The 26,712-nt window shown below is 72.5% G+C and carries 24 protein-coding genes; 13 read left to right on the forward strand and 11 right to left on the reverse strand.

The genetic code is table 11. The features are described from left to right. Window positions 1-149: 149 nt before the first annotated feature. Window positions 150-1,526, reverse strand: coding sequence for an alpha-lytic protease prodomain-containing protein (locus tag ACZ56V_RS20255; protein ID WP_468943984.1), 1,377 nt, complete (start codon window positions 1,524-1,526; stop codon window positions 150-152). 198 nt (window positions 1,527-1,724) lie between these two features. Further along, complete coding sequence (locus ACZ56V_RS20260) at window positions 1,725-3,386, reverse strand: alkaline phosphatase D family protein (protein WP_467382281.1); 1,662 nt, start codon at window positions 3,384-3,386, stop codon at window positions 1,725-1,727. 145 nt (window positions 3,387-3,531) lie between these two features. Here ACZ56V_RS20260 and ACZ56V_RS20265 point away from each other — a divergent pair, with 145 nt between their 5' ends. Continuing rightward, complete coding sequence (locus ACZ56V_RS20265; protein ID WP_468943988.1) at window positions 3,532-3,837, forward strand: hypothetical protein; 306 nt, start codon at window positions 3,532-3,534, stop codon at window positions 3,835-3,837. A gap of 44 nt (window positions 3,838-3,881) precedes the next feature. Here ACZ56V_RS20265 and ACZ56V_RS20270 read toward each other — a convergent pair whose 3' ends face one another. After that, window positions 3,882-4,682 carry a class I SAM-dependent methyltransferase gene (locus ACZ56V_RS20270; RefSeq protein ID WP_468943990.1) on the reverse strand — a complete coding sequence of 267 codons (801 nt, stop codon included), beginning with the start codon at window positions 4,680-4,682 and terminating at the stop codon, window positions 3,882-3,884. 250 nt (window positions 4,683-4,932) lie between these two features. Between ACZ56V_RS20270 and ACZ56V_RS20275 the strand changes: the two genes are divergently transcribed. The 3 genes from ACZ56V_RS20275 to ACZ56V_RS20285 all read left to right on the forward strand — a co-directional run bounded on the left by ACZ56V_RS20275 (window position 4,933) and on the right by ACZ56V_RS20285 (window position 7,038). Further along, window positions 4,933-5,613: a transcriptional regulator gene (locus ACZ56V_RS20275; protein ID WP_398918423.1), complete on the forward strand. Its 681-nt coding sequence runs from the start codon at window positions 4,933-4,935 to the stop codon at window positions 5,611-5,613. Between the two features lie 8 nt (window positions 5,614-5,621). Beyond that, complete coding sequence (locus ACZ56V_RS20280) at window positions 5,622-6,599, forward strand: pyridoxal-phosphate dependent enzyme (protein WP_468943993.1); 978 nt, start codon at window positions 5,622-5,624, stop codon at window positions 6,597-6,599. A 79-nt stretch (window positions 6,600-6,678) separates the two neighbouring features. Next, entirely contained in the window at window positions 6,679-7,038 is a 360-nt protein-coding gene (locus tag ACZ56V_RS20285; RefSeq protein WP_003978039.1) for a cupin domain-containing protein, read from the forward strand. Window positions 7,039-7,116: 78 nt separating this feature from the next. Here ACZ56V_RS20285 and ACZ56V_RS20290 read toward each other — a convergent pair whose 3' ends face one another. From ACZ56V_RS20290 to rhaI, 8 genes are all read right to left on the reverse strand, one after another. After that, a complete protein-coding gene (locus ACZ56V_RS20290) occupies window positions 7,117-8,427 on the reverse strand; it encodes an FtsX-like permease family protein (protein ID WP_468943997.1) in 1,311 nt (436 codons plus the stop codon). 3 nt (window positions 8,428-8,430) lie between these two features. Then, on the reverse strand, window positions 8,431-9,216 hold the full coding sequence (locus tag ACZ56V_RS20295) for an ABC transporter ATP-binding protein (protein ID WP_398908300.1): 786 nt from the start codon (window positions 9,214-9,216) through the stop codon (window positions 8,431-8,433). A 125-nt stretch (window positions 9,217-9,341) separates the two neighbouring features. Continuing rightward, window positions 9,342-9,989 carry a lactate utilization protein C gene (locus ACZ56V_RS20300; protein ID WP_398908301.1) on the reverse strand — a complete coding sequence of 216 codons (648 nt, stop codon included), beginning with the start codon at window positions 9,987-9,989 and terminating at the stop codon, window positions 9,342-9,344. After that, entirely contained in the window at window positions 9,986-11,479 is a 1,494-nt protein-coding gene (locus ACZ56V_RS20305; protein WP_468944002.1) for a LutB/LldF family L-lactate oxidation iron-sulfur protein, read from the reverse strand. Before ACZ56V_RS20305 ends, ACZ56V_RS20300 begins: the two co-directional genes overlap by 4 nt. After that, the gene (locus ACZ56V_RS20310; RefSeq protein ID WP_467382290.1) at window positions 11,476-12,231 is read right to left on the reverse strand and encodes a (Fe-S)-binding protein; all 756 of its coding nucleotides are present in this window, start codon (window positions 12,229-12,231) and stop codon (window positions 11,476-11,478) included. The genes ACZ56V_RS20305 and ACZ56V_RS20310 overlap by 4 nt, the downstream gene beginning before the upstream one ends. A 78-nt stretch (window positions 12,232-12,309) precedes the next feature. After that, window positions 12,310-13,767 carry a rhamnulokinase gene (locus tag ACZ56V_RS20315; protein ID WP_468944006.1) on the reverse strand — a complete coding sequence of 486 codons (1,458 nt, stop codon included), beginning with the start codon at window positions 13,765-13,767 and terminating at the stop codon, window positions 12,310-12,312. Further along, window positions 13,764-15,803 (reverse strand): bifunctional aldolase/short-chain dehydrogenase, encoded by a 2,040-nt coding sequence (locus ACZ56V_RS20320; RefSeq protein WP_398908308.1) that lies wholly within the window; start codon window positions 15,801-15,803, stop codon window positions 13,764-13,766. The genes ACZ56V_RS20315 and ACZ56V_RS20320 overlap by 4 nt, the downstream gene beginning before the upstream one ends. Window positions 15,804-15,915: 112 nt before the next feature. Further along, a complete protein-coding gene (gene rhaI / locus ACZ56V_RS20325; protein WP_468944009.1) occupies window positions 15,916-17,076 on the reverse strand; it encodes an L-rhamnose isomerase in 1,161 nt (386 codons plus the stop codon). A 278-nt stretch (window positions 17,077-17,354) separates the two neighbouring features. On the opposite strand from rhaI, the gene ACZ56V_RS20330 reads away from it, so the two are divergent. From ACZ56V_RS20330 to sigJ, 9 genes are all read left to right on the forward strand, one after another. After that, window positions 17,355-18,872 (forward strand): sugar ABC transporter ATP-binding protein, encoded by a 1,518-nt coding sequence (locus ACZ56V_RS20330; protein WP_398908311.1) that lies wholly within the window; start codon window positions 17,355-17,357, stop codon window positions 18,870-18,872. After that, window positions 18,869-19,909 carry an ABC transporter permease gene (locus ACZ56V_RS20335; RefSeq protein WP_468944012.1) on the forward strand — a complete coding sequence of 347 codons (1,041 nt, stop codon included), beginning with the start codon at window positions 18,869-18,871 and terminating at the stop codon, window positions 19,907-19,909. The genes ACZ56V_RS20330 and ACZ56V_RS20335 overlap by 4 nt, the downstream gene beginning before the upstream one ends. Further along, window positions 19,902-20,933 carry an ABC transporter permease gene (locus ACZ56V_RS20340; RefSeq protein WP_468944015.1) on the forward strand — a complete coding sequence of 344 codons (1,032 nt, stop codon included), beginning with the start codon at window positions 19,902-19,904 and terminating at the stop codon, window positions 20,931-20,933. The genes ACZ56V_RS20335 and ACZ56V_RS20340 overlap by 8 nt, the downstream gene beginning before the upstream one ends. 40 nt (window positions 20,934-20,973) lie before the next feature. Beyond that, window positions 20,974-22,056, forward strand: a complete 1,083-nt coding sequence (gene rhaS / locus ACZ56V_RS20345) for a rhamnose ABC transporter substrate-binding protein (protein ID WP_468944018.1) — start codon at window positions 20,974-20,976, stop codon at window positions 22,054-22,056. A gap of 27 nt (window positions 22,057-22,083) precedes the next feature. Beyond that, window positions 22,084-22,404 (forward strand): L-rhamnose mutarotase, encoded by a 321-nt coding sequence (locus tag ACZ56V_RS20350; protein WP_398908318.1) that lies wholly within the window; start codon window positions 22,084-22,086, stop codon window positions 22,402-22,404. Window positions 22,405-22,493: 89 nt separating this feature from the next. Next, entirely contained in the window at window positions 22,494-23,519 is a 1,026-nt protein-coding gene (locus tag ACZ56V_RS20355) for a LacI family DNA-binding transcriptional regulator (RefSeq protein ID WP_104633491.1), read from the forward strand. Between the two features lie 115 nt (window positions 23,520-23,634). Then, window positions 23,635-24,936, forward strand: a complete 1,302-nt coding sequence (locus ACZ56V_RS20360) for an alpha/beta fold hydrolase (RefSeq protein ID WP_398908320.1) — start codon at window positions 23,635-23,637, stop codon at window positions 24,934-24,936. 74 nt (window positions 24,937-25,010) lie between these two features. Next, a complete protein-coding gene (locus ACZ56V_RS20365; protein ID WP_398908322.1) occupies window positions 25,011-25,754 on the forward strand; it encodes a PIG-L deacetylase family protein in 744 nt (247 codons plus the stop codon). A gap of 40 nt (window positions 25,755-25,794) precedes the next feature. After that, window positions 25,795-26,697, forward strand: a complete 903-nt coding sequence (sigJ, locus tag ACZ56V_RS20370) for an RNA polymerase sigma factor SigJ (protein ID WP_398909382.1) — start codon at window positions 25,795-25,797, stop codon at window positions 26,695-26,697. Window positions 26,698-26,712 lie beyond the last annotated feature (15 nt).

Here is a 26,712-nt window from a genome sequence, read left to right on the forward strand (position 1 = left end):
AACCACCCCCTTGCCCCTGTTGTACCCCGGGTGTTTCCCCCCCTGGGCCCTTTCACCCCCCCCCCCCTCCCCCTTCCTGGTGGGGGGAAAAACCGCCAAAAAACGGGCGTGGGTCCCCTCCGCCCCCCCCCGCGCCGGACGGCGGTCCGTCAGACCCGCTGCCACAGGGCCGGCGTGCTCGCCGGTGCGCCGGCGCCCTGCGCCTGGTGGCTCTGCAGACACCGGTACCGCGCACCGTCGAAGGACACGGTGGTGCCGACCTCGTAGACCCGGCCCGCGGCCCAGGCGTCCGCCGCCGCGTTGTCCTGCGGCGCGGGTGTCTGGGTCGCGGCGGAGGTGGTCTTCAGGGTGAGGCCGAAGTCGCTGAGCAGCGGATTGACCGGCTGGTAGAAGGTGGTCCCGCCGTTGGTGCAGTCGCCGGAGCCGCCGGACGTGGTGCCCTGCGCCTGGGTGCCCGACACGAAGGGGCCGCCGGAGTCGCCGGGTTCGGCGCACACCGTCGTCTCGGTCAGCCCGTCGACGGTGCCCTCCGGGTAGGTGACACTCGTGTCGTGCTGCTGGATCGTGCCGCAGTGCCACCCCGTGGTCGAGCCGGAACGGCACACCGACGCCCCCACGAGCGCCTCCACCGACCCGGCGAGCTGGATCTTCTCGCCGTCCTGCGCCTTGACGTCCGGCGTGGCGGTCCAGCCGGAGTTGACGCCCACCCAGGCCATGTCCTTGCCGGGGAACGTGGAGGCCTGGAAGGTGCCCTGGTCGGCCTCGTTGAACCCGGTGGTGGTGGCACCCGGGTCGCCGCAGTGCCCGGCCGTGGCGAAGCCCTGCTGGTCGTCCTTGGTGACGGAGAAGCCGATGGAGCAGCGGGCCTGGTCGTTGATGTAGTAGGCGTCGCCGCCGACCAGGTCCTCCAGCACCCGCGGCTGGTCCGGCGAGACCCGGACGCCCACGTCCTCGGCCGGCACACCGGCTGCCTCGACGAAGGCGGCCGCGGCCGACTCGGCGGTGGCCTGGACGGTGACCCGGTTGGTCTTCACGTCGACGTACCAGACCGGCGTCTGCCGGGTCCGGGTACGGACCGCGGCGGCGTCCAGCTTCTCCTTGACCGCGCGCAGCTCGGCGAGGTTCCTGCCGACGACGGCCGCCTTGGCGCCCTGCGCCTCGATGGCCGCGGTGTCCGCGGCGTCGGTGGTGGCCACGGTCAGCTCGGCTGAGGTCGCGCCGCTCACCCAGGCCCCGGCGAAGCGGTCGCCCAGCGTGTTGCGCAGCATGCCCGCGCGGGTGCCCGCCTCCGCCTCGTTGACCAGCCGGGCCGCCGCCTGGCCGGGCGCCAGCTTCAGGTCGCGCTCCATCGCGCTCAGCATGCGCGCCGGAGCGGCGGCGGCGCCGGGCGCCTGGGCCACGGCGGGCCGCGGTCCGGGAACGGGCGGCGGTGCGGCCGACGCGGCCGAGGGGAGTGCGGTCAGGACCAGGGCGCCGAGCGCGGTGAGGGCTGCGCGGCGGCTGCGCGCGGCATGTCTGCCGACCATGCGATGTGCCTCCTTCGGACGCTGTGCGAGACAGCGGTGTTCGGTGGGCGACCGCGGGTCACGGTCGCCTGCGGCGAAGTCACAGGCCTTGCCGCAAAGACCCGCCGCGATGCCCGGCCCCGGTCTGTTTCGCGCTATGGGGGACGCCGTGGGTGCCATGTGCAGTACGCGGACGCCCTTGCGCCCGGCGGGCCCGGATCAGGCGGGTTTCAGCCCCGGTTCACCCGCCTCGGTGACGAAGGACGCGGCCGTGGTCACGGCGGCGCCGGGCGTGCTGATGGCGGACACCGTCTTGAAGTCCAGGTGAGTGGCCTGACGGCCGAGTTCGGCCCGGACGTAGCCGCGCTTGCCGTTGTAGAACTTCATATGTGGATTGGCCTGCATGTACAGGTCCCAGTTGGCGGGCTTCTCCACGCCGTCCCGGCCGCTGGCCACCGAGGTGCAGGTGACCTCGGTGCCGACGGTGGCGGACGCCGGGTCGTCGAAGTCCTCCTTGACGTCGAGGGCGTAGCCCACGTGCACGTCCCCGGTGAGGATCAGCCAGTTGTCGACCCCGGCGGCCTTCGCCCCGGCGACCACCCGGTCGCGCGAGGCGCGGTAGCCGTCCCAGGCGTCCATGGAGAGCGCGGCGTCGGCGGTCACGTCGAACTTGCGCTGGGAGAAGCACACCTGCTGGGGCATCACGTTCCACAGCGCCGTCGAGCCCTTCCAGCCGTCGAGCAGCCACTGCTCCTGCTCGGCGCCGGTGATGGTGCGCGCCGGATCGTCCGACTCGGCCCCCGGGGCGTGCGGCCGGTCGTCGTAGGCCTGGTCGGAGCGGTACTGGCGGGTGTCCAGGATGTCGAACTGGGCGAGCGAACCCCAGTGCAGCCGCCGGTACAGCCGGGCGTCCGGGCCCTGCGGCAACTGGGCGGCGCGCAGCGGCTGGTTCTCCCAGTACGCGCGGTAGGCGGCGGCGCGGCGCAGCAGGAACTCCGACGGCGGGATGTCGTTCTCGGGGAAGCTGCCCGCGTAGTTGTTCTCCGTCTCGTGGTCGTCCCAGGCGACGACGAACGGGTGCGCGGCGTGCGCGGCCCGCAGGTCCTCGTCGGTCTTGTAGAGCGAGTAGCGCAGCCGGTAGTCCGCGAGGGTCATCGTCTCGCGGTTGAACACGTCGGGCAGGGTGACGTCGGTGTAGTGGCGTTCACCGCCCTCGGAGTTCACCGCGTACTCGTACAGGTAGTCGCCGAGGTGGAACACCACGTCCACGTCGTCCTGGGAGACATGGCGGAGCACGGTGTAGTAGCCGTCCATGTACGCCTGGCAGGCGACCGCCGCCAGCTTCAGCGAGGAGGCGGCGCTGCCCGCCGCGGGCGCGGTCCGGGTGCGGCCCGCCGGGCTGAGCCAGGCGCCGGCGCGGAACCGGTAGTAGTAGACCGTCCCGGGCGTCAGGCCCTTCACATCCACGTGGACGCTGTGGTTGTACTCGGCGTGGGCGTCGGCGGTGCCCCGGAACAGGACACCCGCGAAGTACTCGTCCAGGGCCACCTCCCACTCGACCGTGACCCGCTCCGTGCCCATCCCGCCGTCCTCCAGGAACGGTTCGGGCGCCAGCCTGGTCCACAGCAGCACCGAGTCCGGCAGCGGGTCGCCGGAGGCCACGCCGAGGGTGAAGGGGTCCTTGCTGATCCGGGCGGCGCGTTCGGGGGCGGCGACCGCGCCGCGGGCCGGCAGGTTGGTGGAGAAGGCGAGCGCGGCGGCCGCCGCGGTGACGGTGAGGAAGCGCCGACGGCCCAGGTGCCGGGCGGCGGCGCCCATCACGGCGTCGTGCGGGGAGAAGGCGTGCTCGGCCAGTGCGCTGGGACGGCCCGTGGGCGCCATCTGGTGTCCTCTCGTACAACGGGGCGATGCGCGGACCCCGCATGCTAAGCAGACAAAACGCCCCAAACGGGCAGGGCTTGCGGAGTGATCACACAGGAGGAGGTACGCGCGTGTGGCCGCCGCCCCTCCGGGGCACCCGGGAGTCATGGCCAGGACACGGCGCTACGACGTGGCGGCCTCCGGCCGCTGGTGGGACGAGGACGACAACCGCTGGCTGCCGGCCGGTGAGGTGCACGCCTGGGAGCAGGGCAGGAACGAGACCGTGTGCGGTCTGTCGATCCACCGCTCGCGGCTCTCCCGGTTCCCGGCGGTCGTCTGGACCGACGTGCTGCCCGAGTCCGGCGGCGCCGCCGACGCCGTCCGCCGGGTCTGCCCCCGCTGCGCCGCCGCGGCCGGCCGCCGGGGCACGGACGCCCGGCCCGCCTGGCGGCGCGTCGACCCACGTCCGTAGGGGCGGGAGGAACGGTCCGGCCCCTCGGGTCGCGCGATCGGCCGCTACGACGGCAGCGGCGCCCGGCTCACCCGGATCTTGGACTGGCCGTGCGGCCGCTTCTCCCAGTCCTCCATGAACCGCGCGTGCAGGTTGTGCTGGGCGGCCAGCGTGAGCAGCGTGTCCGTGCGGTAGTAGAAGTCCTCGTGGAGCACCTGGTGCTCGGTGCCCTCCGTCCGGTCGAAGGTGAAGTCGAAGAACCCGGTCTCCGTCAGGACGCGGCCGACGTGCGCGAGGCACTCGTCGACGACGCTCAGCGGTGAGTGCGAGAAGACGCTGTGCGCGTGGACGACGTCGAAGTGGCCGTCGGGCAGGAAGTCCAGCCGGAGGTCCCCGGTGAGGGTCAGGTGCGGCAGCTTGGCCTGGAGGCCGCGCTCGGTCAGGGTCTCCTTGGCGGCGATCAGGATGTCCGGGGAGATGTCGACGCCGTAGTAGTGGCCGGTGTCGAGGTGGTCGATGAAGCGCCAGCCGCCGCGCAGGTTGCCGCAGCCGATGTCGAGCATGCGGTGCCGGGGGCGCAGCCCGTGCTCGATCAGGTAGTCGAACTGCATCCGCCCGAGCGCCAGCCAGCGGTCGTGGGTCCGGCTGCCGACCGCGGCCTCCGGATCGCGCCGGGCGTCGGAGGCCATCACCGCCCGGTAGTAGCCGACGTGGTCGCGGTGCCGGAGCCGCAGCCACGCGTCCCGGCCGGCCCGGCGGACGTGGGGACCTACGCGCTCGGGGTGGCGCAGCGCGTATCCGACCTTGTGCGTGAGCACGGCACGGTTGCCGCGCGGCTTCTTCGGGGACTCGGCGTCCTTGGGCATGGGGGGAGGGACCTCCGTACGAGGGACTCGGACAGTGAGCGGTGCCGGGCGGGGGTGCCGGATCCGGTGGTCTCGTGGCAGCGGGAGACATACCCGTTCGGGGTCGCGCGCTCCCGCGGTTCCGCCCCGGAGGTGAAGGCGCACTCCGGCACGCGGACCCGGTGCGCGGTGCCAAAAGAGACTTGGACTCCCCGTCCAAAGGTTGGACGTGTAGTCTGGGACTCCTCGAAGTCCCAGACTGGAGATCCGGATGAGTGACCCCGCGCTGGATGCCGAACGCGACGCCGTGCTCGCCGCGCTGCGCCCCGTCGTCGACGGGATCGCCGCCACCTTCGGACCGGTCTGCGAGGCGGTGCTCCACGACTACCGGCGCCCCGAGCGGTCGGTCGTCGCCGTCGCGGGCTCGGTGACCGGGCGGACGGTGGGCGGGGCGATGAGCGAGATCGGCATGCGCGTGCTGGCCCGGGGCGACGAGGCCCGCGACGAGCTGAACTACGTCACGCGTACGGCCGACGGCACGCTGCTCAAGTCCTCCACCATGGTGCTGCGCGACTCCACGGGCGCCGTCTTCGGAGCCCTGTGCGTCAATCTGGACGTCACCGCCGTCGACCGGGCCCACGCCCTGCTCGGCGCCCTCGCCGGGACCGCCCGCACCCCCGCCGAAGTACCGGCCACCACCTTCGGCGACGACATCGACGCCGTGGTCGACGCCATCGTGGACGCCCACCCGCTGCGCCGGGACACCAGCTGGGCCGCGCTGGACAGGGAGCGGCGCCTCGAACTGTTCCGCGACCTCGACGGGCGCGGCGTCTTCGCCGTACGCCGCTCGGTCGAGCACGTCGCCGCCCGGCTCGGCATCTCCCGCGCCTCCGCCTACCACTACCTCTCCCAGGCCCGCGCCGAGACCGGCCCGGCCGCCGACACCCCCTGAGGACACCCGTGACGACCACCACCCCGCCGGTCACCCTCGACGACGTCCGCTCCGCCGCCGCCCGCATCGAGGGCGTCGCGCACCGCACCCCCGTGCTGCGCTCGCGCACCCTGGACGCCCTCGTCGGCGCCGAGGTCTTCCTCAAGTGCGAGAACCACCAGCGGGTCGGCGCCTTCAAGTTCCGCGGCGCCTACAACGCGGCCTCCCGCCTCACCCCGGAGCGGCTCGCCCGGGGCATCGCCGCGTACTCCTCGGGCAACCACGCCCAGGCGGTGGCCCTGGCCGCCCGCGAGCTGGGCACCACCGCGGTGATCGTCATGCCCGAGGACGCGCCGCCCTCCAAACGGGACGCCACCGCGGGCTACGGCGCCGAGATCGTCACCTACGACCGCTACACCGGCGACCGCGTCGCCCTCGCCGAGGCGCTGGCCGCCGACCGGGGACTGACCCTGATCCCGCCCTACGAACACCCGCACGTCATCGCGGGCCAGGGCACCGCAGCCCTCGAACTGGTCCAGGAGACGGGAGACCTGGACGCCCTGGTCGCACCGGTCGGTGGCGGCGGACTGATCGCCGGGAGCGCCACCGCGGTCAAGGGCCTGCACCCCGCCACCCGGGTGATCGGCGTCGAGCCGGAGGCCGGTGACGACACCAGGCGCTCCCTGGCCGCGGGCCGGCGGGTCACGGTGCCGGTCCCGCGCACCATCGCCGACGGCCAGGCGCTGCCCACCCCCGGCGAACTGACGTTCTCCGTCAACCGGCGGCTGCTGGACTCGGTCGAGGTGGTGTCCGACGACGAGATCCGGGACGCGATGCGGTTCGCCTTCGAACGCCTGAAGACCGTCCTCGAACCCAGCGGCGCCACCCCGCTGGCCGCCCTCCTGAACGGCCGGATCGACGCCCTGCCCCGCCGCGTCGGCGTGATCCTCTCCGGGGGCAACGTGGACGCCGCCCGCTTCGCCGAACTCTGCGGCACGCCCCGCTGACGACGCGCCTCCCCCGGATGGCGGTGCCGAGTGGACAGGCGGACGATGGAGTGGTGGGGCCAGGGAAAGGAGGAGCGTCATGCTGGAGGCAAAGACGCTCGACAAGCCGGACGAGCGGCGCGATTTCCCCCGCGGTCACATCGAGGCCGTGCACATGGAAGGACTCGACTTCGCCGTCGCCACCTTCGAACCGGGCTGGCGCTGGTCGGAGTCCGTGGCGCCGATCGCCGGCACCGACAGCTGCATGATCCACCACAACTGCTACGTGGTCGAGGGACGCATGCACGTCCGCATGGACGACGGCACCGAGAGCGAGGTGGGCCCGGGCGACGTCTTCGTCTGCTCGCCCGGCCACGACGCCTGGGTCGTCGGCGACGCACAGTGCGTCGTGTACGACTTCGCCGGCAGCATGGCGAAGGAGTACGCCAAGGCCGACTAGGCCGACGTCCGGCAGACAGCAGGGAAGGGTGAGGGGGCGACCGCCGCGGCGGTCGCCCCCTCACCCTTCCCGTGCCGCTCACGCGGCCGCCGTCACCGCGCCCACCGCCGGAGTGCGCAGCACCCGCCGGGCCGTGCCCAGGCTCGTCCCCAGCGTCGCCGCCGCCGAGACCGCCACCATCGCGAGCCACACCCCGAGGAACCGGTCCGGCAGCACCGCGTCGGTGCGGACCACCGTGAACGGCACCACACCGGCCAGCGCGGCCACCGTGCCGAAGAAGATCCCCGTCACCGTGAGGACCACGCCCTCGGCGGCCACCACGCCCAGCACCTGCCCCGGCGTCGCCCCCGCCAGCCGCTGCTGACCGAATTCACGCGAGCGGTACGTCGTCGCCGCGTACAGCGAGTTGACCAGCATCACGCAGACGAACACCGCGATGATGCCGACCACCGTGAGGTTCAGCGTCTCCAGGTTCTTGGCGTCGACCGACTTCAGCAGACCGGAGTCCTTCACCGCGTCGCTCTCCACGGCCTGCATCGTGAGCGTCGCCGTCGACACGGCGGTGAACATGATCAGCGACACCAGGATTCCGGCCAGCTGATCCGCCCGCTCCCGCAGGTTCCGCACGGCCAGCCAGCCGCTCGCGCCGCTCAGCGGCAGCCGGTCGAGCACGCCCTTCAGCAGCCGCGGCGAGAGCAGCGCGAAACCGACCGAGAGCAGGATCGCCCCGTAGGCCGGCGCCGCCATCAGCGCCTCGTCCGTCGCGGAGAGCAGGAAGGTGGAGCAGGCGCCCGCGGCCCCGGCGGCCAGTGCCGCGTAGGCCAGGAACCGCTTCGCCCCGGCCCGCTCCCGGCGGCCCCGCGCCACCCGCCGTACCGCCAGGAACGCGGCGCCCGCGGACGCCAGCAGCGTGATGCCCACGCCGCTCAGCAGCGCGACGGGACCGAAGGAGTAGTCCACGGAAGGCGCCACCTGGCCGCTGTCCTGGAACAGGCCGAGGAGCGCCCGTCCGCCGAGCATCGCCGGGCCGATCGCCAGCGCCGCGCCCACCAGGGCCACGGCCACCGCCTCACCCACGACCATCCGCTTGATCTGCGCCGGGGTCGCACCCGAGCAGCGCAGCAGCTCCAGCTCGGCGGTGCGCTGACGCACGTTGACCGTCAGCGTCGAGGCCACCGCGAAGAACACCAGCAGGGTCCCGTACCCGCCGACGACCCCCGCCGCCGTGCCCAGCGTCTCCGAACTGACCGGGTCGACGCCGGCCTGCCCGGCCGTGTCGTGCATCGAGTTGAACGTCATGATGATCGCCGCCCCCAGGAAGGCGGACAGGAGGGTCGCGAGGAACCGCCCGGGACGGCGCCGGATCGACCGGAGAGCCAGTACGAACATCGCTCACACCCCCGCCGGCACGTCGTCGCCCAGGTGCGCGAGGCGCTCCGCGACCGCCTCCGGGGACGGCGCGTCCATCCGCCCCGCCAGCCGGCCGTCGGCGAGGAAGACCACCGAGTCGGCGTACGAGGCGGCGACCGGGTCGTGCGTCACCATCACCACGGTCCGCCCGTGCACCCGCACCGCCTCCTGGAGCAGCAGCAGCACCTGCCGGGCGCTGCGCGTGTCCAGCGCTCCCGTCGGCTCGTCCGCGAAGACCACCCGCGGTTCGGTGACCAGGGCCCGGGCGATCGCCACCCGCTGCCGCTGGCCGCCGGAGAGCTGGTCGGGCCGGTGACCGAGCCGGTCCCCGAGACCGACCGACGTCAGGATCTCCCGCGCCCGCCTCCGGTCGACGCGGCGTCCGGCCAGCTTGAGCGGCAGCACCGTGTTCTGCGCGACGGTCAGCGTCTCCAGCAGGTTGTACTGCTGGAAGACGAACCCGACCCGGCCGCGCCGGAACCTGGTCAGCTCCGCCTCGCCGCCACCCGTCAGCTCCTTGCCGTCCACGCACACGATGCCCCTGTCCGGCCGGTCGAGGCCCGCCGCGCACTGGAGCAGCGTGGACTTGCCCGAGCCGGACGGTCCCATCACCGCGGTGAACGTGCCGCGCCCCAGGCTCAGCGTCACCCCGTCCAGGGCGGTCACGGCGTTCTCCGCCGAGCCGTACGTACGGGTCACCTTGACGAGCCGGAGGGCCTCGGGGGCGGGGCCCGGGTCGTGATTTCCTCGTGCGCCGGAGCGAAACATCGTGATCACCTTCCGTGTGGCACGCCCTGTGCGGTGCCTCGTGGAAGACGCTACGGAGAGTGGGACCGGGCCACACTGGGTGCAGGACCCGTATCGGGGGGTGTACTCAGCGACACCCGGCAGCGCTACGAGCCGCCCAGCAGCACCACCTCCAGGGTGCGCGGGCCGTGCACCCCCTCGACGCGGTCCAGTTCGATGTCGCTGGTCGCTGAGGGGCCGGAGATCCACGTCAACGGCCGCTTCGGGTCGAGGCGTTCGAGGGCCTGGGGCACCGACGACACGACCTGCTCGGGTACCCGCACGACGCAGATGTGGTGGTCGGGGACGAGGGTGATGCGCCGCCGGCCCTGGTCGGGGGAGCCGTCCAGGACGATCGTGCCGGTCTCGGCGACGGCGACGGCGCAGCCGGTGACCACGCTGTCGACCTCGTCGAGTTCCGGTGCCGTACTCGCCGCCAGGTCCTGGACGAGAGGCGTGTCGACGGCCGTCAGCCACTGCGCCGGCAGCCCCGGAGGTACCACCACGGTCCGCGAACCGCGTGCGGACAGGAGACGGGCCAGCAGTTCGGGAACCTGCCCGTCCGCGCACCGGTGCACGACCGCCCGGTAGTCCGCCAGGTTCTCGGCGAGCAGGTCCACCGTCTCCGGGACGGACCGACGCCCGTGCTCGCGCAGATAGTCCCGGGCGACGGCCTCCTCGTAGGGCCTCGGCTCGTCCGGCACATCCGCCAGCGCGCGCCGTACCCGGCCCAGGATGCGTTCCCTGCTGCTCACTTGGCCCCGTCCTTTCCACCGTGCGTGCGCTGCCACCAGTCCCGGAACGGCTCCGCGGGCACCGTCGGCAGGTCCCGGCTGCCGCTCCACGCCCGGCCGGGTCCTGGCAGCGTGCGCGGATGCAGGCGCCGGGTGCGCGAGGCCAGCCGCTGCCCGGTCCGCAGCGCGCCCGGGTGCGTGAACGCCCACTGCGCGGCCCGCATCGCCGCCCGCTCGGCGGCGTGTCCCTTGGCGGGCCTCAGGACGACCCGGTTGCCGTTCCGTACGGACGGACCGCCCTGCACCACCCGCTCCCGCAGGTGCACCAGCACCTCGGGGATGTCGATGGCGACCGGGCACACCTCGTAGCAGGCCCCGCACAGCGAGGACGCGTACGGCAGTGAGGCGTCGATCTCGCTGCCGGTGCCCCGCAGTTGCGGGCTGAGGATCGCGCCGATCGGGCCCGGGTACACCGAACCGTAGGCGTGGCCGCCCGCGCGCTCGTACACCGGGCACACGTTCAGGCAGGCCGAGCAGCGGATGCAGCGCAGCGCCTGGCGGCCGACCTCGTCGGCGAGGGTGTCGGTGCGGCCGTTGTCCAGCAGGACCAGATGGAAGGTGCCGGGGCCGTCCCCTTCCCCGGCCCGGCCGTCCCCGGTGCCCGTCCACATGGACGTGTACGGGTTCATGCGCTCGGCCGTCGAGGAGCGGGGGAGGGTCTGCAGGAAGACCTCCAGGTCCTGCCACCTCGGCACGATCTTCTCGATGCCGACGACCGAGATCAGCGTCTCGGGCAGGGTCAGGCACATCCGCCCGTTGCCCTCCGACTCCACGACCACCAGCGTCCCGGTCTCGGCCACCACGAAGTTGGCGCCGGAGATGCCGACCTTGGCCCGCAGGAACTTCTCCCGCAGGTGCAGCCGGGCCGCCTCCGCGAGTTCGGCGGGCGTGTCCGTCAGCCCCTCGGGCGCCGGACGGCCCCACTCGCCCATCTCGGAGCGGAAGATGTCGCGGATCTCGCCCCGGTTGCGGTGGATGGCCGGCACCAGGATGTGCGAGGGCCGGTCCTTGCCCAACTGCACGATCAGCTCGGCGAGATCGGTCTCGTAGGCGTGGATGCCCCGGGCCTGAAGCGCCTCGTTGAGGCCGATCTCCTGCGTCGCCATCGACTTGACCTTGACGACCTCCCTCTCGCCGGTCTCCTCGACCAGCCGGGCGACGATCTCGTTGGCCTCGTCCGCGTCGGCGGCCCAGTGCACGGTCCCGCCGGCGGCCGTGACCGCCTCCTCCACCTGCACCAGGTACCGGTCGAGGTGGCGCAGTGTGTGGTCCTTGATCTGCTTCCCGGCCTCGCGCAGCGCCGCCCAGTCGTCCAGCTCCGCCACCGCGCGGGCCCGCTTGTCGCGGATGGTGTGGGTGGCGTGGCGCAGATTGCCGCGCAGCGTCGTGTTGCCCACCGCCTCCCGCGCCGCCCGGGGGAAGGCCGGCATCCCGACGAAGGTCCCGCTCATACGACCGCCACCTCCTCGGTGCTCGCCAGGATCTCCGCGATGTGCACCGGCCGCATGCCCGTGCGCAGCCGCGTCATGGTCCCGCCGATGTGCATCAGACAGGAGTTATCGGCCGCGCACAGCACGTCCGCGCCGGTCGACTCCGCGTTGCGCACCTTGTCCGCGCCCATCGCCGCCGACACGTCGGAGTTCTTCACGGCGAAGGTGCCGCCGAAGCCGCAGCACTCCTCGGCGCCCGGCAGCTCCACCAGCTCCAGCCCCCGCACCGCCTCCAGCAGCCGCCGCGGCCGGTCGCCCAGACCCAGGCTCCGCAGGCCGTGGCAGGTCGGGTGGTACGTCACCGTGTGCGGGTAGTACGCCCCCACGTCCGTCACCCCGAGCACGTCCACCAGGAACTCCGTCAGCTCGTACGTCTTCGGCACCACCGGCGCCAGCGTGGCCGCGAGCGTGTCCCCGCGCCCCTCCGCCCGCGCCCGCTCACCCATCCGCGGATACAGCTCCCGTACCATCGCGCCGCACGAGCCCGAGGGCGTCACGACGGCGTCGTACTGCGCGAACACGTCGGCGAAGTGCCGGGCGAGCGGCTCGGCCTCGTGCCGGTAGCCGGTGTTGTAGTGCGCCTGCCCGCAACACGTCTGGGCCATCGGGAAGTCGACCTCGACGCCGAGTCCGGTCAGCAGCTTCACCACGGCGCGGCCGGTGTCCGGATAGAGCGTGTCGTTGACGCAGGTCAGGAACAGTGCGACACGCATCGCGGCTCCTCGTGTTCGATCATCGGATGAATGATGAGTGCAGACTAGTCGGCGGACCGGGCTCTGGGGAGCCCCGGTTCACCGCTCGGCGAGTCGGGCGGCGGCCGCCCTCCAGCGGGCCGTGCCGCCGCGCGGTTCGTACCGGGTCAGCGACCGGGTGCGGGCCAACAGGCCGCGCATGTCCGCCAGGTCGCCGACCAGGCCGTGGGCGCGGGCCTGCACCAGGACGTTGCCGAGCGCGGCGGCCTCCGTCGGCCCGGCCACCACCGGCAGCCCGCAGGCGTCGGCGGTCAGCTGGCACAGCAGCGCGTTGCGGGTGCCGCCGCCGACCACGTGCACGACGTCGACCGGATGCCCGGCGAGCCGCTGCGCCTCCTCGACGGCCGCGCGGTGGGCCAGCGCCAGCGAGTCGAGGATGCACCGGGTCACTTCGGCGGGCGTCCGGGGCACCGGCTGCCCCGAGACACGGCACGCCTCGGCGATCCGCTCCGGCATCCGCCCCGGCGCCAGGAACGCGGCGTCCCCCGCGTCCACCACCGACCGCAGCGCCGGCACCCGTGCCGCCGCGAGCAGCAGCTCACCCAGATCGGGGTCGCCCCAGGCCCGTACGCACTCCTGGAGCAGCCACAGACCCATGATGTTGCGCAGGTAGCGGACGGTGCCGTCCAGGCCGAGTTCGTTGGTGAAGTTGGCGGCCCGGCTCTCCTCCGTCAGTACCGGAGCGGTCAGTTCGAGACCGGCCAGCGACCAGGTGCCGGTGCAGATGTAGGCGAAGCGTTCACCCGAGGCGGGTACGGCGGCCACCGCGGACGCGGTGTCGTGCGAACCGACCGCCGTCACCGGCACGGGCCCCGCGAGCCCCGTCTCCTCCAGCACCTCCGGCCGCAGCAGTCCCGCCGCGTCACCGGGCCGGCGCAGCGGCGCGAACAGGCCGAGGTCGATCCCCAGCCGGTCCGCCACCTCCCGCGACCAGTCCCGGGTGCGGGGGTCGATCAGCTGGGTGGTGGAGGCGTTGGTCAGCTCCGTGCCCTGCTCGCCGGTCAGCCAGTAGGTCAGCAGGTCGGGGATCAGCAACAGCCGCCGGGCCGCCGCGAACTGGGCCGTGCCCCGGGCGGCGACGAGCTGGTACAGGGTGTTGAAGGGCGCGTACTGCAACCCCGTCGCCGCGTACAGCTCCCCGGCGGGCAGCGAGGCCGCCCACACCTTCTCCGCGACGCCCTCGGTACGGAGGTCGCGGTAGTGCACGGGGTTGCCGAGCAGCGCCCCGTCCGCGTCCAGCAGGCCGTGGTCGACGGCCCAGCTGTCCACGCCCACCGAGTCCACCGGGCCCGCCGCCCGCAACCCGTCCAGCACACCGGCGTACAGCGCGAGGACGTCCCAGCGCAGCCCGTCGGGCGTACGCACCGGCCGGTTGGGGAAGCGGTGCGCCTCCGTCAGCTCCAGCCGGTCGGCGCCCACGCGGCCGACCATGACGCGCCCGCTGGACGCGCCGAGGTCGACCGCCGCGTACGCCTTGACGTCCACGGCGGTGCTCATCGCAGGAACGCGGCGGCGACGCCGGCGTCGACCGGGACGTGCAGGCCGGTCGTGTGGGTCAGATCGCCGCCGGTCAGCGCGAACACGGCGTTCGCGACGTGCTCGGGCAGCACCTCGCGCTTGAGCAGCGTCCGCTGCGCGTAGAACTCGCCCAGCTTCTCCTCCGGCACCCCGTACACGGCCGCCCGCCGGGCACCCCAGCCGCCCGCGAAGATGCCCGAACCCCGCACCACACCGTCGGGGTTGACGCCGTTGACCCGGATGCCGTGCTCGCCCAGCTCGGCGGCGAGCAGGCGTACCTGGTGGGCCTGGTCGGCCTTGGTGGCGGAGTAGGCGATGTTGTTCGGGCCGGCGAACACGGCGTTCTTCGACGCGATGTACACGATGTCGCCGCCCATCTCCTGCGCGGTCATCACCCGGGCCGCCTCGCGCGAGACGAGGAAGGATCCGCGGGCCATGATGTCGTGCTGGAGGTCCCAGTCCTCGGCCGAGGTCTCGAGCAGCGGCTTGGAGATGGAGATCCCCGCGTTGTTGACCACCAGGTCCACCCCGCCGAAGGCGAGCACGGCCGCCTCGAACGCCGCGGCGATCTGCTCCTCGGAGGTGACGTCGACCCTCACCGCGACGGCCTTGTCGTCCCCGCCCAGCTCTTCCGCGACCGCCGCCGCGTTCTCGGCGTTCAGGTCGGCCACCACCACACAGGCGCCCTCGTCCACCAGCCGCCGGGCGATCGCCTTCCCGATCCCGCTGCCCGCGCCGGTGACCAGGGCGACACGGGTCGCCAGCGGCTTGGGCCTCGGCATCCGCCGGAGCTTGGCCTCCTCCAGCGCCCAGTACTCGATGCGGAACTTCTCCGACTCCTCGATCGGCGCGTACGACGACACCGCCTCGGCCCCGCGCATCACGTTGATCGCGTTGACGTAGAACTCGCCGGCCACCCGGGCGGTCTGCTTGTCCTTGCCGAAGCTGAACATGCCCACGCCCGGCACCAGCACGATCGCCGGGTCGGCGCCGCGCATGGCGGGGGAGTCCGGCTCGGCGTGCCGCTCGTAGTAGGCGGCGTACTCCTCGCGGTAGGCCGCGTGCAGCTCCTTGAGCCGGGCCACCGCCTCGTCCAGCGGCGCGGTCGGCGCCACGTCCAGGACCAGCGGACGCACCTTCGTGCGCAGGAAGTGGTCCGGGCAGGAGGTGCCGAGCGCGGCGAGCCGCGGGTGCTCGGCCCGCGCGAGGAAGTCCAGTACCACGTCCGTGTCGGTGAAGTGCCCGACCTGCGGCCGGTCCCGGGAGGCCAGCCCCCGGACGTACGGCGCCAGTGCCGCCGCCCGCTTCCGCCGCTCGGCCTCGGGCAGCGCCTCGTACCCCGCGATCACCGGCCCGAACGGCTCGGCCTTGCCGCGCTCGGCCAGGAAGGCCTCGGCGGTGCGGATGATGTGCAGCGAGTTGCGCTCGCACTCCTCGGAGGTGTCCCCCCAGGCCGTGATGCCGTGTCCGCCGAGCACGCAGCCGACGGCCTGCGGGTTGGCCTCCTTGACGGCCGCGATGTCCAGCCCGAGCTGGAAACCGGGCCGCCGCCACGGCACCCACACCACGGTGTCGCCGAAGCACTCGGCGGTCAGCTTCTCACCGTCCGCCGCACAGGCCAGCGCGATCCCGGAGTCGGGGTGCAGATGGTCCACGTGGGCGGCCTCGACCAGCCCGTGCATCGCGGTGTCGATCGAGGGCGCGGCACCGCCCTTGCCGTGCAGGCAGTAGTCGAAGGCGGCGACCATCTCGTCCTCGCGCTCGACGCCCGGGTAGACGCCCTTGAGCGCCCGCATCCGGTCCAGCCGCAGCACGGCGAGCCCCGCCCCGGTGAGCGTCCCGAGATCCCCGCCGGACCCCTTGACCCACATCAGCTCCACATCACCCCCGGTGACGGGATCGGTCCCGGTGCCCTTGGCGGACGCGTTGCCACCGGCGTAGTTGGTGTTCCGAGGATCGGCGCCGAGCCGATGGGAACGGGCGAGGAGAGCGGAGGCTTCAGGGTGAGATGTCATGACGGTGCCTTTTCGACAGAGGGGTGGTGAAGCGCCCCTTCAGGGGCGCGGGGAACTGCGCGACCAGCCACAACAGCCCGCAGCCCGCGAACAACGGAAACCCGGCAGACGCCTACGCCCCCCACCCGGCCTGCTCGCCACCAACCCGCTCGGCAACGACCTTCTCGCCCCAACCGGACGCCCGGTACGCCTTGAGGGGCTCGGGCTCCAGGCCCATTTCCTCCCGCACCTCCCGAAGAATCGGACGCACGTCCGTGTCATACGCGTCCATCAACACGGCGTTGGCCTCCAGTACATCCCCCGAGTCCTGCGCGGCGGCCAGCGCCGCACCGTCGACCAGCAGCGCCTTCGCCGTAGCCTCCTGCACGTTCATCACCGACCGGATGATGGCCGGGATCTTCGCCTCGATGTTGTGGCACTGGTCGAGCATGAACGCCACGTCGGAGGTGAAACCGCCCCCGCGCACCACCTCGTACATGATGCGGAACAGCTGGAACGGGTCGGCGGCACCCACCATCAGGTCGTCATCGGCGTAGAACCGCGAGTTGAAGTCGAACCCGCCGAGCTTCCCCTCCCGCAGCAGCGTCGCCACGATGAACTCGATGTTCGTGCCCGGCGCGTGGTGCCCCGTGTCGACCACCACCTGCGCCTTCTCGCCCAGCTTCAGACAGTGCGCGTACGCCGTCCCCCAGTCCGGCACGTCCGTCGTGTAGAACGCCGGCTCGAAGAGCTTGTACTCGAGCAGCATCCGCTGCCCCTCGCCGAGCCGCTCGTACACCTCGGCCAGTCCCTCGGCCAGCCGGTTCTGCCGGGACCGGATGTCGTCCTGGCCGGGGTAGTTGGTGCCGTCGGCGAACCACAGTTTCAGGTCGCGCGACCCGGTGGCGTCCATGATGTCGACGCACTCCAGCAGGTGGTCGACGGCCTTCCTGCGCACCGCCGCGTCCGGGTGACAGATGCTGCCCAGCTTGTAGTCGTCGTCCTGGAAGGTGTTGGAATTGATCGCGCCGATCCGTACGCCCCGCTTCTCGGCGTGCGCGGCCAGCGCGGCGTAGTCCTCGACCCTGTCCCAGGGGATGTGCAGGGCCACGGTCGGGGCCGCGCCCGTGAACTCGTGCACCTTCGCCGCGTCGTCCAGTTTCTCGAACGGGTCGCGCGGGACACCGGCCTGGGCGAACACCTTGAAACGGGTGCCCGAGTTGCCGTACGCCCACGACGGCGTCTCGACGGCCTGGGTCTTGAGCGCGGCCTTCACCGCGGCGAGCTCGGTCACTTCGGGGCTCCTGTGGCATCGGGTCGTGGTCCGCTGTGCGCACGACCAGTCTGTGAAACGATTCAGAACGCGAAGCTATGAGCCGCCCGAAGGGGTGTCAACCCTTCCGGCCGCTCCGGCTCGCTGTGACTCGGTCGTGACCTTCGACTATCGAAAGTTTTTCGACCCGCAACCATTGACGTGACATACCCCTGCTGCCTAACGTCCCCGGCATCCGAGTTGAAACCTTTCACGACGCCGTGAGGGCCGTCCCGTCCGGCGCCGTCGAGGAGCCCCCAATGACCCACCCGTCCGACACGGGTACGGCCCCGGTTCTGGCGCTCAGGGACGTCTCCAAGTCCTTCGGCGCGGTCCGTGCGCTCAGGGACGTCTCCCTGGAGCTGTTCCCCGGCGAGGTGCACGCCCTCGCCGGCGAGAACGGCGCCGGAAAGTCGACCCTCATCAAGACGCTGGCCGGAGTGCACCGGCCGGACGCCGGCCAGGTGCTGCTCGACGGCGCGCCGGTCGTGTTCCACGGCCCCGGCGACGCCCGGGACGCCGGCATCGCCGTGATCTACCAGGAACCCACCCTCTTCCCCGACCTGTCGATCGCCGAGAACATCTTCATGGGCCGCCGGCCGCGCCGCGCGCTCGGCCGCATCGACCACAAGGCCACCCGTGCCGCCACCGCCGCACTGATGCGGCGCCTCGGCGTCGAACTCGACCCCGACCGGCCCGCACGCGGCCTGTCCATCGCGGACCAGCAGATCGTCGAGATCGCCAAGGCGCTCTCCTTCGACGCCCGCGTCCTGATCATGGACGAGCCGACCGCCGCCCTCACCGGCAGCGAGGTGGCCCGGCTCTTCGGCGTGGTGCGCACCCTGCGCGAACAGGGCGCCGCGGTGCTGTTCATCTCCCACCGCCTGGAGGAGATCTTCCGCCTCTGCGAACGGGTCACCACCCTGCGTGACGGCGCACGGATCGCCGGCGAGCCCCTGGCGGGCATGACCGAGGACGACCTGGTGCGCCGCATGGTCGGCCGCGACCTCGACGAGCTGTACCCCAAGCAGGAGGTCACGCCCGGCGAGACGGCCCTCAGCGTGCGCAGGCTGACCCGCGAGGGCGTCTTCACCGACGTCTCCTTCGAGGTGCGGCGCGGTGAGATCGTCGCGCTGGCCGGACTGGTCGGCGCCGGACGCACCGAGGTCGCCCGCGCCGTCTTCGGCGTGGACCGCTGGGACGCCGGGGAGGTCGAGGTCGACGGCAAGCCGCTCGTCAACGGCGCCCCCTCCACCGCGATGGCCGCCGGCCTCGCCCTCGTACCGGAGGACCGCCGCGCCCAGGGCCTGGTGATGGGCATGTCCATCGAGCGCAACATCGGCCTCACCGGTCTGCGGACGACCGTGAAGGCCGGGCTCGTGGACCGCGGGGCCGAACGCAGCCGCTCCCTCGACTGGGCGGTCAGACTCCAGGTCAAGTACGCCCGCATCGCCGACACCGTCGCCACCCTGTCCGGCGGCAACCAGCAGAAGGTCGTCCTCGCCAAGTGGCTGGCCACCGGCCCCAAGGTGCTGATCGTCGACGAGCCCACCCGCGGCATCGACGTCGGCACCAAGGCCGAGGTGCACCGGCTGCTGAGCCGGCTCGCCGCCGACGGCGTGGCCGTCCTGATGATCTCCTCCGACCTGCCCGAGGTGCTCGGCATGGCCGACCGCGTCCTGGTGATGCACGAGGGACGTCTGACCGCCGAGATCTCCCGCACCGACGCCACCGAGGAGACGGTGATGGCCGCAGCCACGGGGAGGGCCGCCGCATGACCGTTGCCGCACCCGACCAGGCCCCTGTGGCCGACGTGCCCAGGGCCGGCGCCACCCGGCTGGTGGACCGCATCTTCAAGATGCGCGAACTGGCCATCCTGCTGGTCTTCCTGGTGATGATCGCCATCACCCAGGCCGGCAACAGCGCGTTCCTGTCCGAACAGGGCATCAAGGACCTGCTGCTGAACGCGACCATCCTGGTCCTGGTCGCCACCGGCCAGTCGTTGGTCGTCATCACCCGCAACGTCGACCTGTCCGTCGGCTCCACCCTCGGCATCAGCGCCTTCGCCGCCGGCACCTACCTCCAGGGCGGCGGCAACCCCGTCGTGGCCGTGCTGCTCGCGGTGCTGCTGGGCATCGGCTTCGGCCTCCTCAACGGCCTGCTGGTCAGCCTCGGCCAGGTGCCCGCCCTGGTCGTCACCCTCGGCACCCTCTACATCATCCGCGGCATCGACTCCATCTGGGTCGGCTCCCGCCAGATCACCGCGGCCGACCTGTCCGGCGGCTTCGTCGACTTCGGCTCCGGCGGCGTCTCCGCCGTGCCCTGGCTGGCCATGATCGCCCTCGCGGTGCTCGTCGCCACGGCGTACTACCTCAAGCACTTCGGCGGCGGACGCGAGCTGTACGCGCTCGGCTCCAACCCGGAGGCCGCCCGGCTGGCCGGCATCCCCGTGCGCAAGCGGATCCTCGCCGCCTACACCTCCTGCGGCGCCCTCGCCGGACTCGCCGGCGCCCTCTACCTCGCCCGGTTCGGCAACGTCGACTCCGGCACCGGCAACGGCTACGAACTGACCGTCGTCAGTGCCGTGGTGGTCGGCGGCGTGGTCTTCACCGGCGGCTCCGGCAGCGTCTACGGCGCCGCCCTCGGCGCGCTGCTGCTGACCTCGATCAACAGCGTGCTGCCCGCCCTCGGCGTCAGCTCCGTGTGGGTGCTGGCCATCAACGGCGTCCTGCTCGTCCTCGCCATCGCCGTCGACCGGGTCGTCGCGCTGCGCGTGGCCAACGCCCTGAAGAAGAGGAACGCCCGCCATGGCTGACAGTTCCCTGACGCGCGCCGTCCGCCGGTCCGCCTCCTTGAGGTGGGACGGGGCCGTCGGCGCCCTCCTCGTGGTCGTCCTGCTGCTCTCCTTCGGCTTCGTCGACGGCTTCGGCAACGCCCTCAACCTGTCCTTCCTGATCGGCAACACCCTGCCGATCGCGCTCATCGCCCTGCCCATGACGCTGCTGGTCGTCTCCGGGGAGATCGACCTGTCGGTGGCCTCCACCGCGGGCCTGTCCGGCGCGGTGATGGGCGCCCTGTGGAACCGGGGCATGACCATCGAGGCGATCATCCCGCTCTGCCTGCTGCTCGGCGTGGTGTGCGGTCTGGTCAACGGCCTGCTGGTCACCCGGCTCGGGCTGCCGTCCCTCGCCGTCACCATCGGCACCATGGCCGCCTACCGGGGCATCGCGCAGATGGTGCTCGGCTCCGACGCGGTGACCGACTTCCCCTCGCAGTACCTGGACTTCGCGGCCGGCCGCGTCGGCGACAGCTTCCTGCCGTACGCCTTCCTGCCCTTCCTGGTGCTGCTGGCCATCGCCGTCGTCGCGCTGCACGCCATGCCGTTCGGCCGGTCGCTGTTCGCCATCGGCGCCAACGAGGAGGCCGCGCGCTTCGCCGGCATCCGGGTCAAGCGGCAGAAGCTGATCCTGTTCACGCTGACCGGCCTGATGTCGTCCCTCACCGGCGTCTTCTGGGCCCTGCACTACGCCAGCGCCCGCTACGACAACGCCACCGGACTCGAACTGTCCGTCGTCGCCGCCGTACTCCTGGGCGGCATCGACTTCGACGGCGGCAAGGGCACGCTCGGCGGGGCGATCGCGGGCGTGTTCCTGCTCGGCGCGCTGCAGAACGTGATGAGCCTCCAGGACGTCTCCGCGCAGTCGCAGACCGTCGTCACCGGCGTCCTGCTCGTGCTCTCCGTGCTCGGCCCCCGGGTCGCACGGCAGATCTCCCTCGCGAGGGCCGGACGCAGGGCGGCGCCGACGCCCCCGTCCAAGGCGCCCGCGCCCACCCCGTAACCCCGTCACCGGCTCCGTCCACCCTCGTAAGGAACCCACCATGCGCATGTCGTCCATCCGCCGTACCTGCGCGGCCCTCGCCGTCGTCACCTCCCTCGCCCTGGCCGCCACCGCCTGCGGCGGCACCACGAAGGAGGACGTCAAGGACGAGGGCGGCAAGGCCGCCACCGCGGGCAAGGCCGACCCGAACGCCGAGACGAAGAAGGGACTGACCGTCGGCTTCCTGCCCAAGCAGGTGAACAACCCCTACTTCACCGTCGCCGACAAGGGCGGTGAGAAGGCCGTCAAGGAGCTGGGCTCCAGCTACAAGGAGGTCGGCACCTCCAGCGGCACCGACACCGCCGGCCAGGTCTCCTACGTCAACACGCTCACCCAGCAGCAGGTCGACGCCATCGCCGTCTCGGCGCAGGACCCGGGCGCTCTGTGCACCGCGCTCAAGCAGGCGATGAAGAACGGCATCAAGGTCGTCACCTACGACTCGGACACCAACCCCGAGTGCCGCAACGCCTTCATCTCCCAGGCGTCCGCCGACGACATCGGCCGCACCCAGGTGCAGCAGCTGGCCGAGCAGATCGGCAACAAGGGCGAGATCGCGATCCTGTCCGCCGCGCAGACCGCGACGAACCAGAACGCCTGGATCGAGATCATGAAGGACGAGCTGAAGGACCCGAAGTACAAGGACATCAAGCTGGTCAAGGTCGCCTACGGCGACGACGACGCCCAGAAGTCCTTTCAGCAGACCCAGGGCCTGCTCCAGGAGCACCCGAACCTGAAGGGGATCATCTCCCCGACCACCGTCGGCATCAAGGCCGCCGCCCAGTACCTGTCCGGCTCCAAGTACAAGGGAAAGGTCAAGCTGACCGGCCTCGGCACCCCCAACGACATGCGCAAGTACGTCAAGAACGGCACCGTCGAGGCGTTCGAGCTGTGGGACCCGGCCAAGCTCGGCGAACTCGCCGCGCGCACCGCCGTCGCCCTGTCCTCCGGCCAGATCACCGGCAAGGAGGGCGAGACCTTCCGGGCCGGCGCCCTGGGCGAGTACACCATCGGCGAGGACGGTGTCATCAACCTCGGCAAGCCGACCGTGTTCACCGCCGGCAACGTCGACCAGTTCAACTTCTAGTCCCACCTTCGTACGGGAGCGGCAGTCATGCAGCGCGTCTGTTTCCTGCTCAAGGTCCGCCGGGACCGCATCGCGGAGTACCGCGAACGCCACGCCGCCGTGTGGCCTCAGATGTGCGAGGCACTCTCCGCCACCGGCTGGCACAACTACTCGCTCTTCCTGCGTGACGACGGCCTGCTCGTCGGCTACCTGGAGACCGAGGACTTCGCCGCCGCCCGGGCCGGGATGGAGGCCACCGAGGTCAACGCCCGCTGGCAGGCGGAGATGGGCCCGCTGTTCGAGTCCCTCGACGGGGCCCGCCCCGACGAGGCGATGAAGCCCCTCACCGAGGTGTTCCACCTCGCCTGACGGGGATCTCGTCGGGGCGGCCCGGGTACTGTGTGAAGGTCCCGCGGCCGCCGCCCCATACCCAGTACGACCTCGGAGGTCCCTGCCCGATGGCCCATTCCGTGGGTATCAAGGACGTCGCCCGCGCCGCCGGAGTTTCCGTGGGCACGGTCTCCAACGTCATCAACCGGCCCGACACCGTCGCGACCGAGACCCGCGCGCGGGTGCTGTCCGCCATCGACCGGCTGGGCTACGTCCGCAGCGAGTCCGCGCGCCAGCTGCGCGCCGGCCGCAGCCGCATCATGGGGCTCCTCGTCCTGGACATGGGCAACCCGTTCTTCGTCGACGTCGCCCGCGGTGCCGAGCGCGCCGCCCGCGAGGCCGGGCTCGGCGTGATGGTCTGCAACAGCGCGCAGAACCCGGGGGAGGAGGCCGAGTACCTCTCGCTCTTCGCCGAGCAGCGGGTCCGGGGCGTCCTGCTCACCCCCGCCGACGCCACCGGCCGCAACATCGAGGGCTTCCGGCGCCACCACATCCCCTTCGTGCTGGTCGACCGGGTCGCCGAGGGCACCACGGAGTGCTCGGTCTCCGTCGACGACGTCGCGGGCGGCGCGCTCGCCGTGCGCCACCTCGTGGACGCCGGACACCGCTCCCTCGCCTACGTCAGCGGCCCGCCCGGCCTCAACCAGGTGCGCGACCGCCGCACCGGCGCCCTCACCGCGCTCGCCGAGGCCGGGCTCGGCCCCGGCGCGCTGCGCGAACTGCCCACCGAGCGCCTCGACGTCGCCGCGGGCCGCGACGCCGGCGCCCGCCTCCTGGGCCTCGCCGAGCGGCCGACCGCCGTCTTCTGCGCCAACGACCTGCTCGCCCTCGGCGTCCTGCAGGCCATGTACGCCGCCGGGGTCGGCGTCCCCGACGACCTCGCGATCGTGGGCTACGACGACATCGAGTTCGCCGCCGCCGCGGCCGTCCCGCTCACCTCCGTGCGCCAGCCCGCCGTCACCATGGGCGCCATGGCCGCCGAACTGCTCCTGGAGGAGACCGAGCTGGAGGGTACCGACCGGACCCACCCGCACCGGCGGGTCGTCCTCCAGCCGGAGCTGGTGGTGCGGCGCTCCAGCCTCGCCGCCCGCTGACCGGCCGGTCAGCAGGATTTCATGATCCCGGGGGTCCGCGGCCGCAGGACGGTGTGCTGAACTGGGACGCGGCCGAAAGAATCGGCCGCCAGATCCGTCCGCCCCGGGAGACCCCTTGAGCGTCAGCTACCGCCAGCCAGGCGTCGTCCTCACCGACCGCCGTTTCACCGTGCCCCTCGACCACGCCGACCCCACCGGGGAGACGATCGAGCTGTACGCCCGCGAAGCCGTCGCGAGCGACAAGGCCGACAAGGACCTGCCCTGGCTGGTCTACCTCCAGGGCGGACCCGGCTTCGGGGCGAACCGTTTCATCGGCCGTCCCGCCTGGTTCGGCCGCGCCCTGAAGGACTATCGCGTCCTGCTCCTGGACCAGCGCGGCACCGGCGCCTCCACCCCGGCCAACCGCCAGACGCTCCCGCTGCGTGGCGGCCCCGCCGAGCAGGCCGACTACCTCACCCACTTCCGTGCCGACGCCATCGTCCGCGACTGCGAGGCCATCCGCCCCCAGGTCACCGGCGGCGCCCCCTGGACCGTCCTCGGCCAGAGCTTCGGCGGCTTCTGCACCGTCGCCTACCTGTCGCTGGCCCCCGAGGGCCTGAGCACCGCCCTGATCACCGGCGGCCTGCCCTCCCTGGACGGCCACGCGGACGACGTCTACCGGGCCGCCTACCCCCGCATCGAGCGCAAGGTCGTCGCGCACTACGCCCGCTACCCGCAGGACATCGAGCGCGCCCGTCGCATCGCCGACCACCTCCTCACCCACGACGTGGTCCTGCCGAACGGCTACCGCCTCACCGTGGAGGCCTTCCAGTCCCTCGGCATCATGCTCGGCGGCAGCGAGGGCAGCCACCGGCTGCACTTCCTCCTGGAGGACGCCTTCGTCCGCACCCCGAACGGACACGAACTCTCCGACGCCTTCCAGGAACAGGCCCAGGGCCTGCTGTCCTACGCGGCCAACCCGCTGTACGCCCTCATCCACGAGGTCATCTACGGCCAGGACGCCCGGCCCACCGCGTGGTCCGCCGAACGCGTCCGCGCCGAGTTCCCGCGTTTCGACGCCGCGAAGGCCCTCGCGGGCGACGAACCGCTGCTCTTCACCGGCGAGTCGATCCACCCCTGGATGTTCGACTGCGACCCGGCGCTGCGCCCGCTGCGCGAGACCGCCGAACTGCTCGCCGCCCGCACCGACTGGACGCCGCTGTACGACCCCGCCCGCCTGGCCGCCAACGAGGTCCCGGCCGCCGCGGCCGTCTACCACGACGACATGTACGTCGACACCGCCCACGCGCTGACCACCGCCCGCGCGATCCGGGGCCTGCGCACCTGGGTCACCGACGAGTTCGAGCACGACGGCGTGCGGGCCGGCGGCCCCCGTGTCCTGGACCGGCTGCTCGCGCTCGCCCACGACGAGGCGTGAGGGGCGGGGCCGGACAGCCGGGGCCGGGCCCGAAATCCGGGTGGAACGTCGGTGGCGCGGGTTAGTGTGCGGGCATGACGGAGCCGACGATCACGCAACTGGAGCCCATGCCCGGCGACTGGAGCCGCGCCCTGGCCGTGGTGGCGCACCCGGACGATCTGGAGTACGGCTGCTCGGCGGCGATCGCGGCCTGGACCGACGAGGGCCGCGAGGTCGCCTACGTCCTGGCGACCAGGGGCGAGGCAGGCATCGACACGCTGCCGCCCGACGAGTGCGCCCCGCTGCGTGAGCGCGAGCAGCGGGCGAGCGCCGCGGTCGTCGGGGTGAGCGAGGTGGAGTTCCTCGACCACCGGGACGGCGTCATCGAGTACGGCACCGCGCTGCGCCGCGACATCGCCGCCGCGATCCGGCGGCACCGGCCCGAGCTGGTCATCACCCTCAACCACCGGGACACCTGGGGCGGCGTCGCCTGGAACACCCCGGACCACGTCGCCGTCGGCCGAGCCACGCTCGACGCGGCCGCCGACGCGGGCAACCGCTGGATCTTCCCGGAGCTGACCGAGCGGGGTCTCGAACCCTGGAACGGCGTGCGCTGGGTTGCGGTCGCCGGTTCCTCCTCGCCCACCCACGCCGTGGACGCCACCCCGGGTCTGGAGCGCGCGGTGCGCTCGCTGCTCGAACACCGCACCTACATCGAGGTGCTGACCGAGGAGGACCCGGAAACGTACGTGCGCGGGTTCCTCACCGGCTTCGCCCAGGCCGCCGGGGAGCGGTTCGGCGGGAAGCCGGCGGTGACCTTCGAAGTCTTCGGACGGTAGCGGCGTGGCGGGGGAGCAGGGCGTGCGCGGGGAGCGGGACATGCGGGGACAGCAGCGTCTCGCGGAGCGGTTCGAGGAGCACCGCGGGCAGCTGAAGGCGGTGGCCTACCGCATGCTCGGCTCACTGGCCGAGGCGGAGGACGCCGTGCAGGAGGCCTGGCTGCGGCTCGACCGCTCCGACGGGGACGCCATCGACAACCTCGGCGCCTGGCTGACCACCGTGACCGGCCGGATCTGCCTGGACCTGCTCCGCTCCCGCACCGCGCGCCGCGAGGAGCCGATGACCGAGGGCCTCGACTCCTTCGTGCCGGACCCCGTGCTGCGGGCCCTGCCCCAGGCCGATCCGGAGGCGGAGGCCCTGCACACCGACTCGGTGGGCATCGCCCTGCTGGTGGTCCTGGAGACCCTGGAACCGGCCGAGCGGCTGGCGTTCGTCCTGCACGACATGTTCGCCGTGCCCTTCGACGACATCGCACCGGTCGTCGAGCGCACCCCGGCCGCCACCCGGCAGCTCGCCAGCCGGGCCCGGCGCCGGGTGCGCGACGCGACCCCCGCGGCCGAACCGGACCTCGGCCGGCAGCGCCGGGTGGTCGAGGCGTTCCTCGCCGCGAGCCGCGCCGGTGACTTCGAGGCCCTGGTGTCCGTCCTGCACCCGGACGTGGTGCTGCGGGCCGACGCCGGCGCGCTGGCCCGGGGCGTGGCGGCGTCCAAGGTGGTGCGGGGCGCGCGGACGGTCGCCACCGGGGCGTTCCACTTCCGTCACCTCGCCCCACTCGCCCGCGTCGTCCTGGTCAACGACGCGGTCGGTACCGTCGCCGTGTCCGAGGGGCAGCCGCGGTCGGTCACCTACGTCACCGTCGCCGACGGTCTCATCACGGGCCTGTACATCCTGTCCGACCCGGAGCGGCTGGCGCGCCTGGACCTGTCCGCGCTGGAGGCCTGACCGAGGGCGCGGGGC

It is taken from the genome of Streptomyces sp. NPDC034099, from assembly GCF_055575415.1.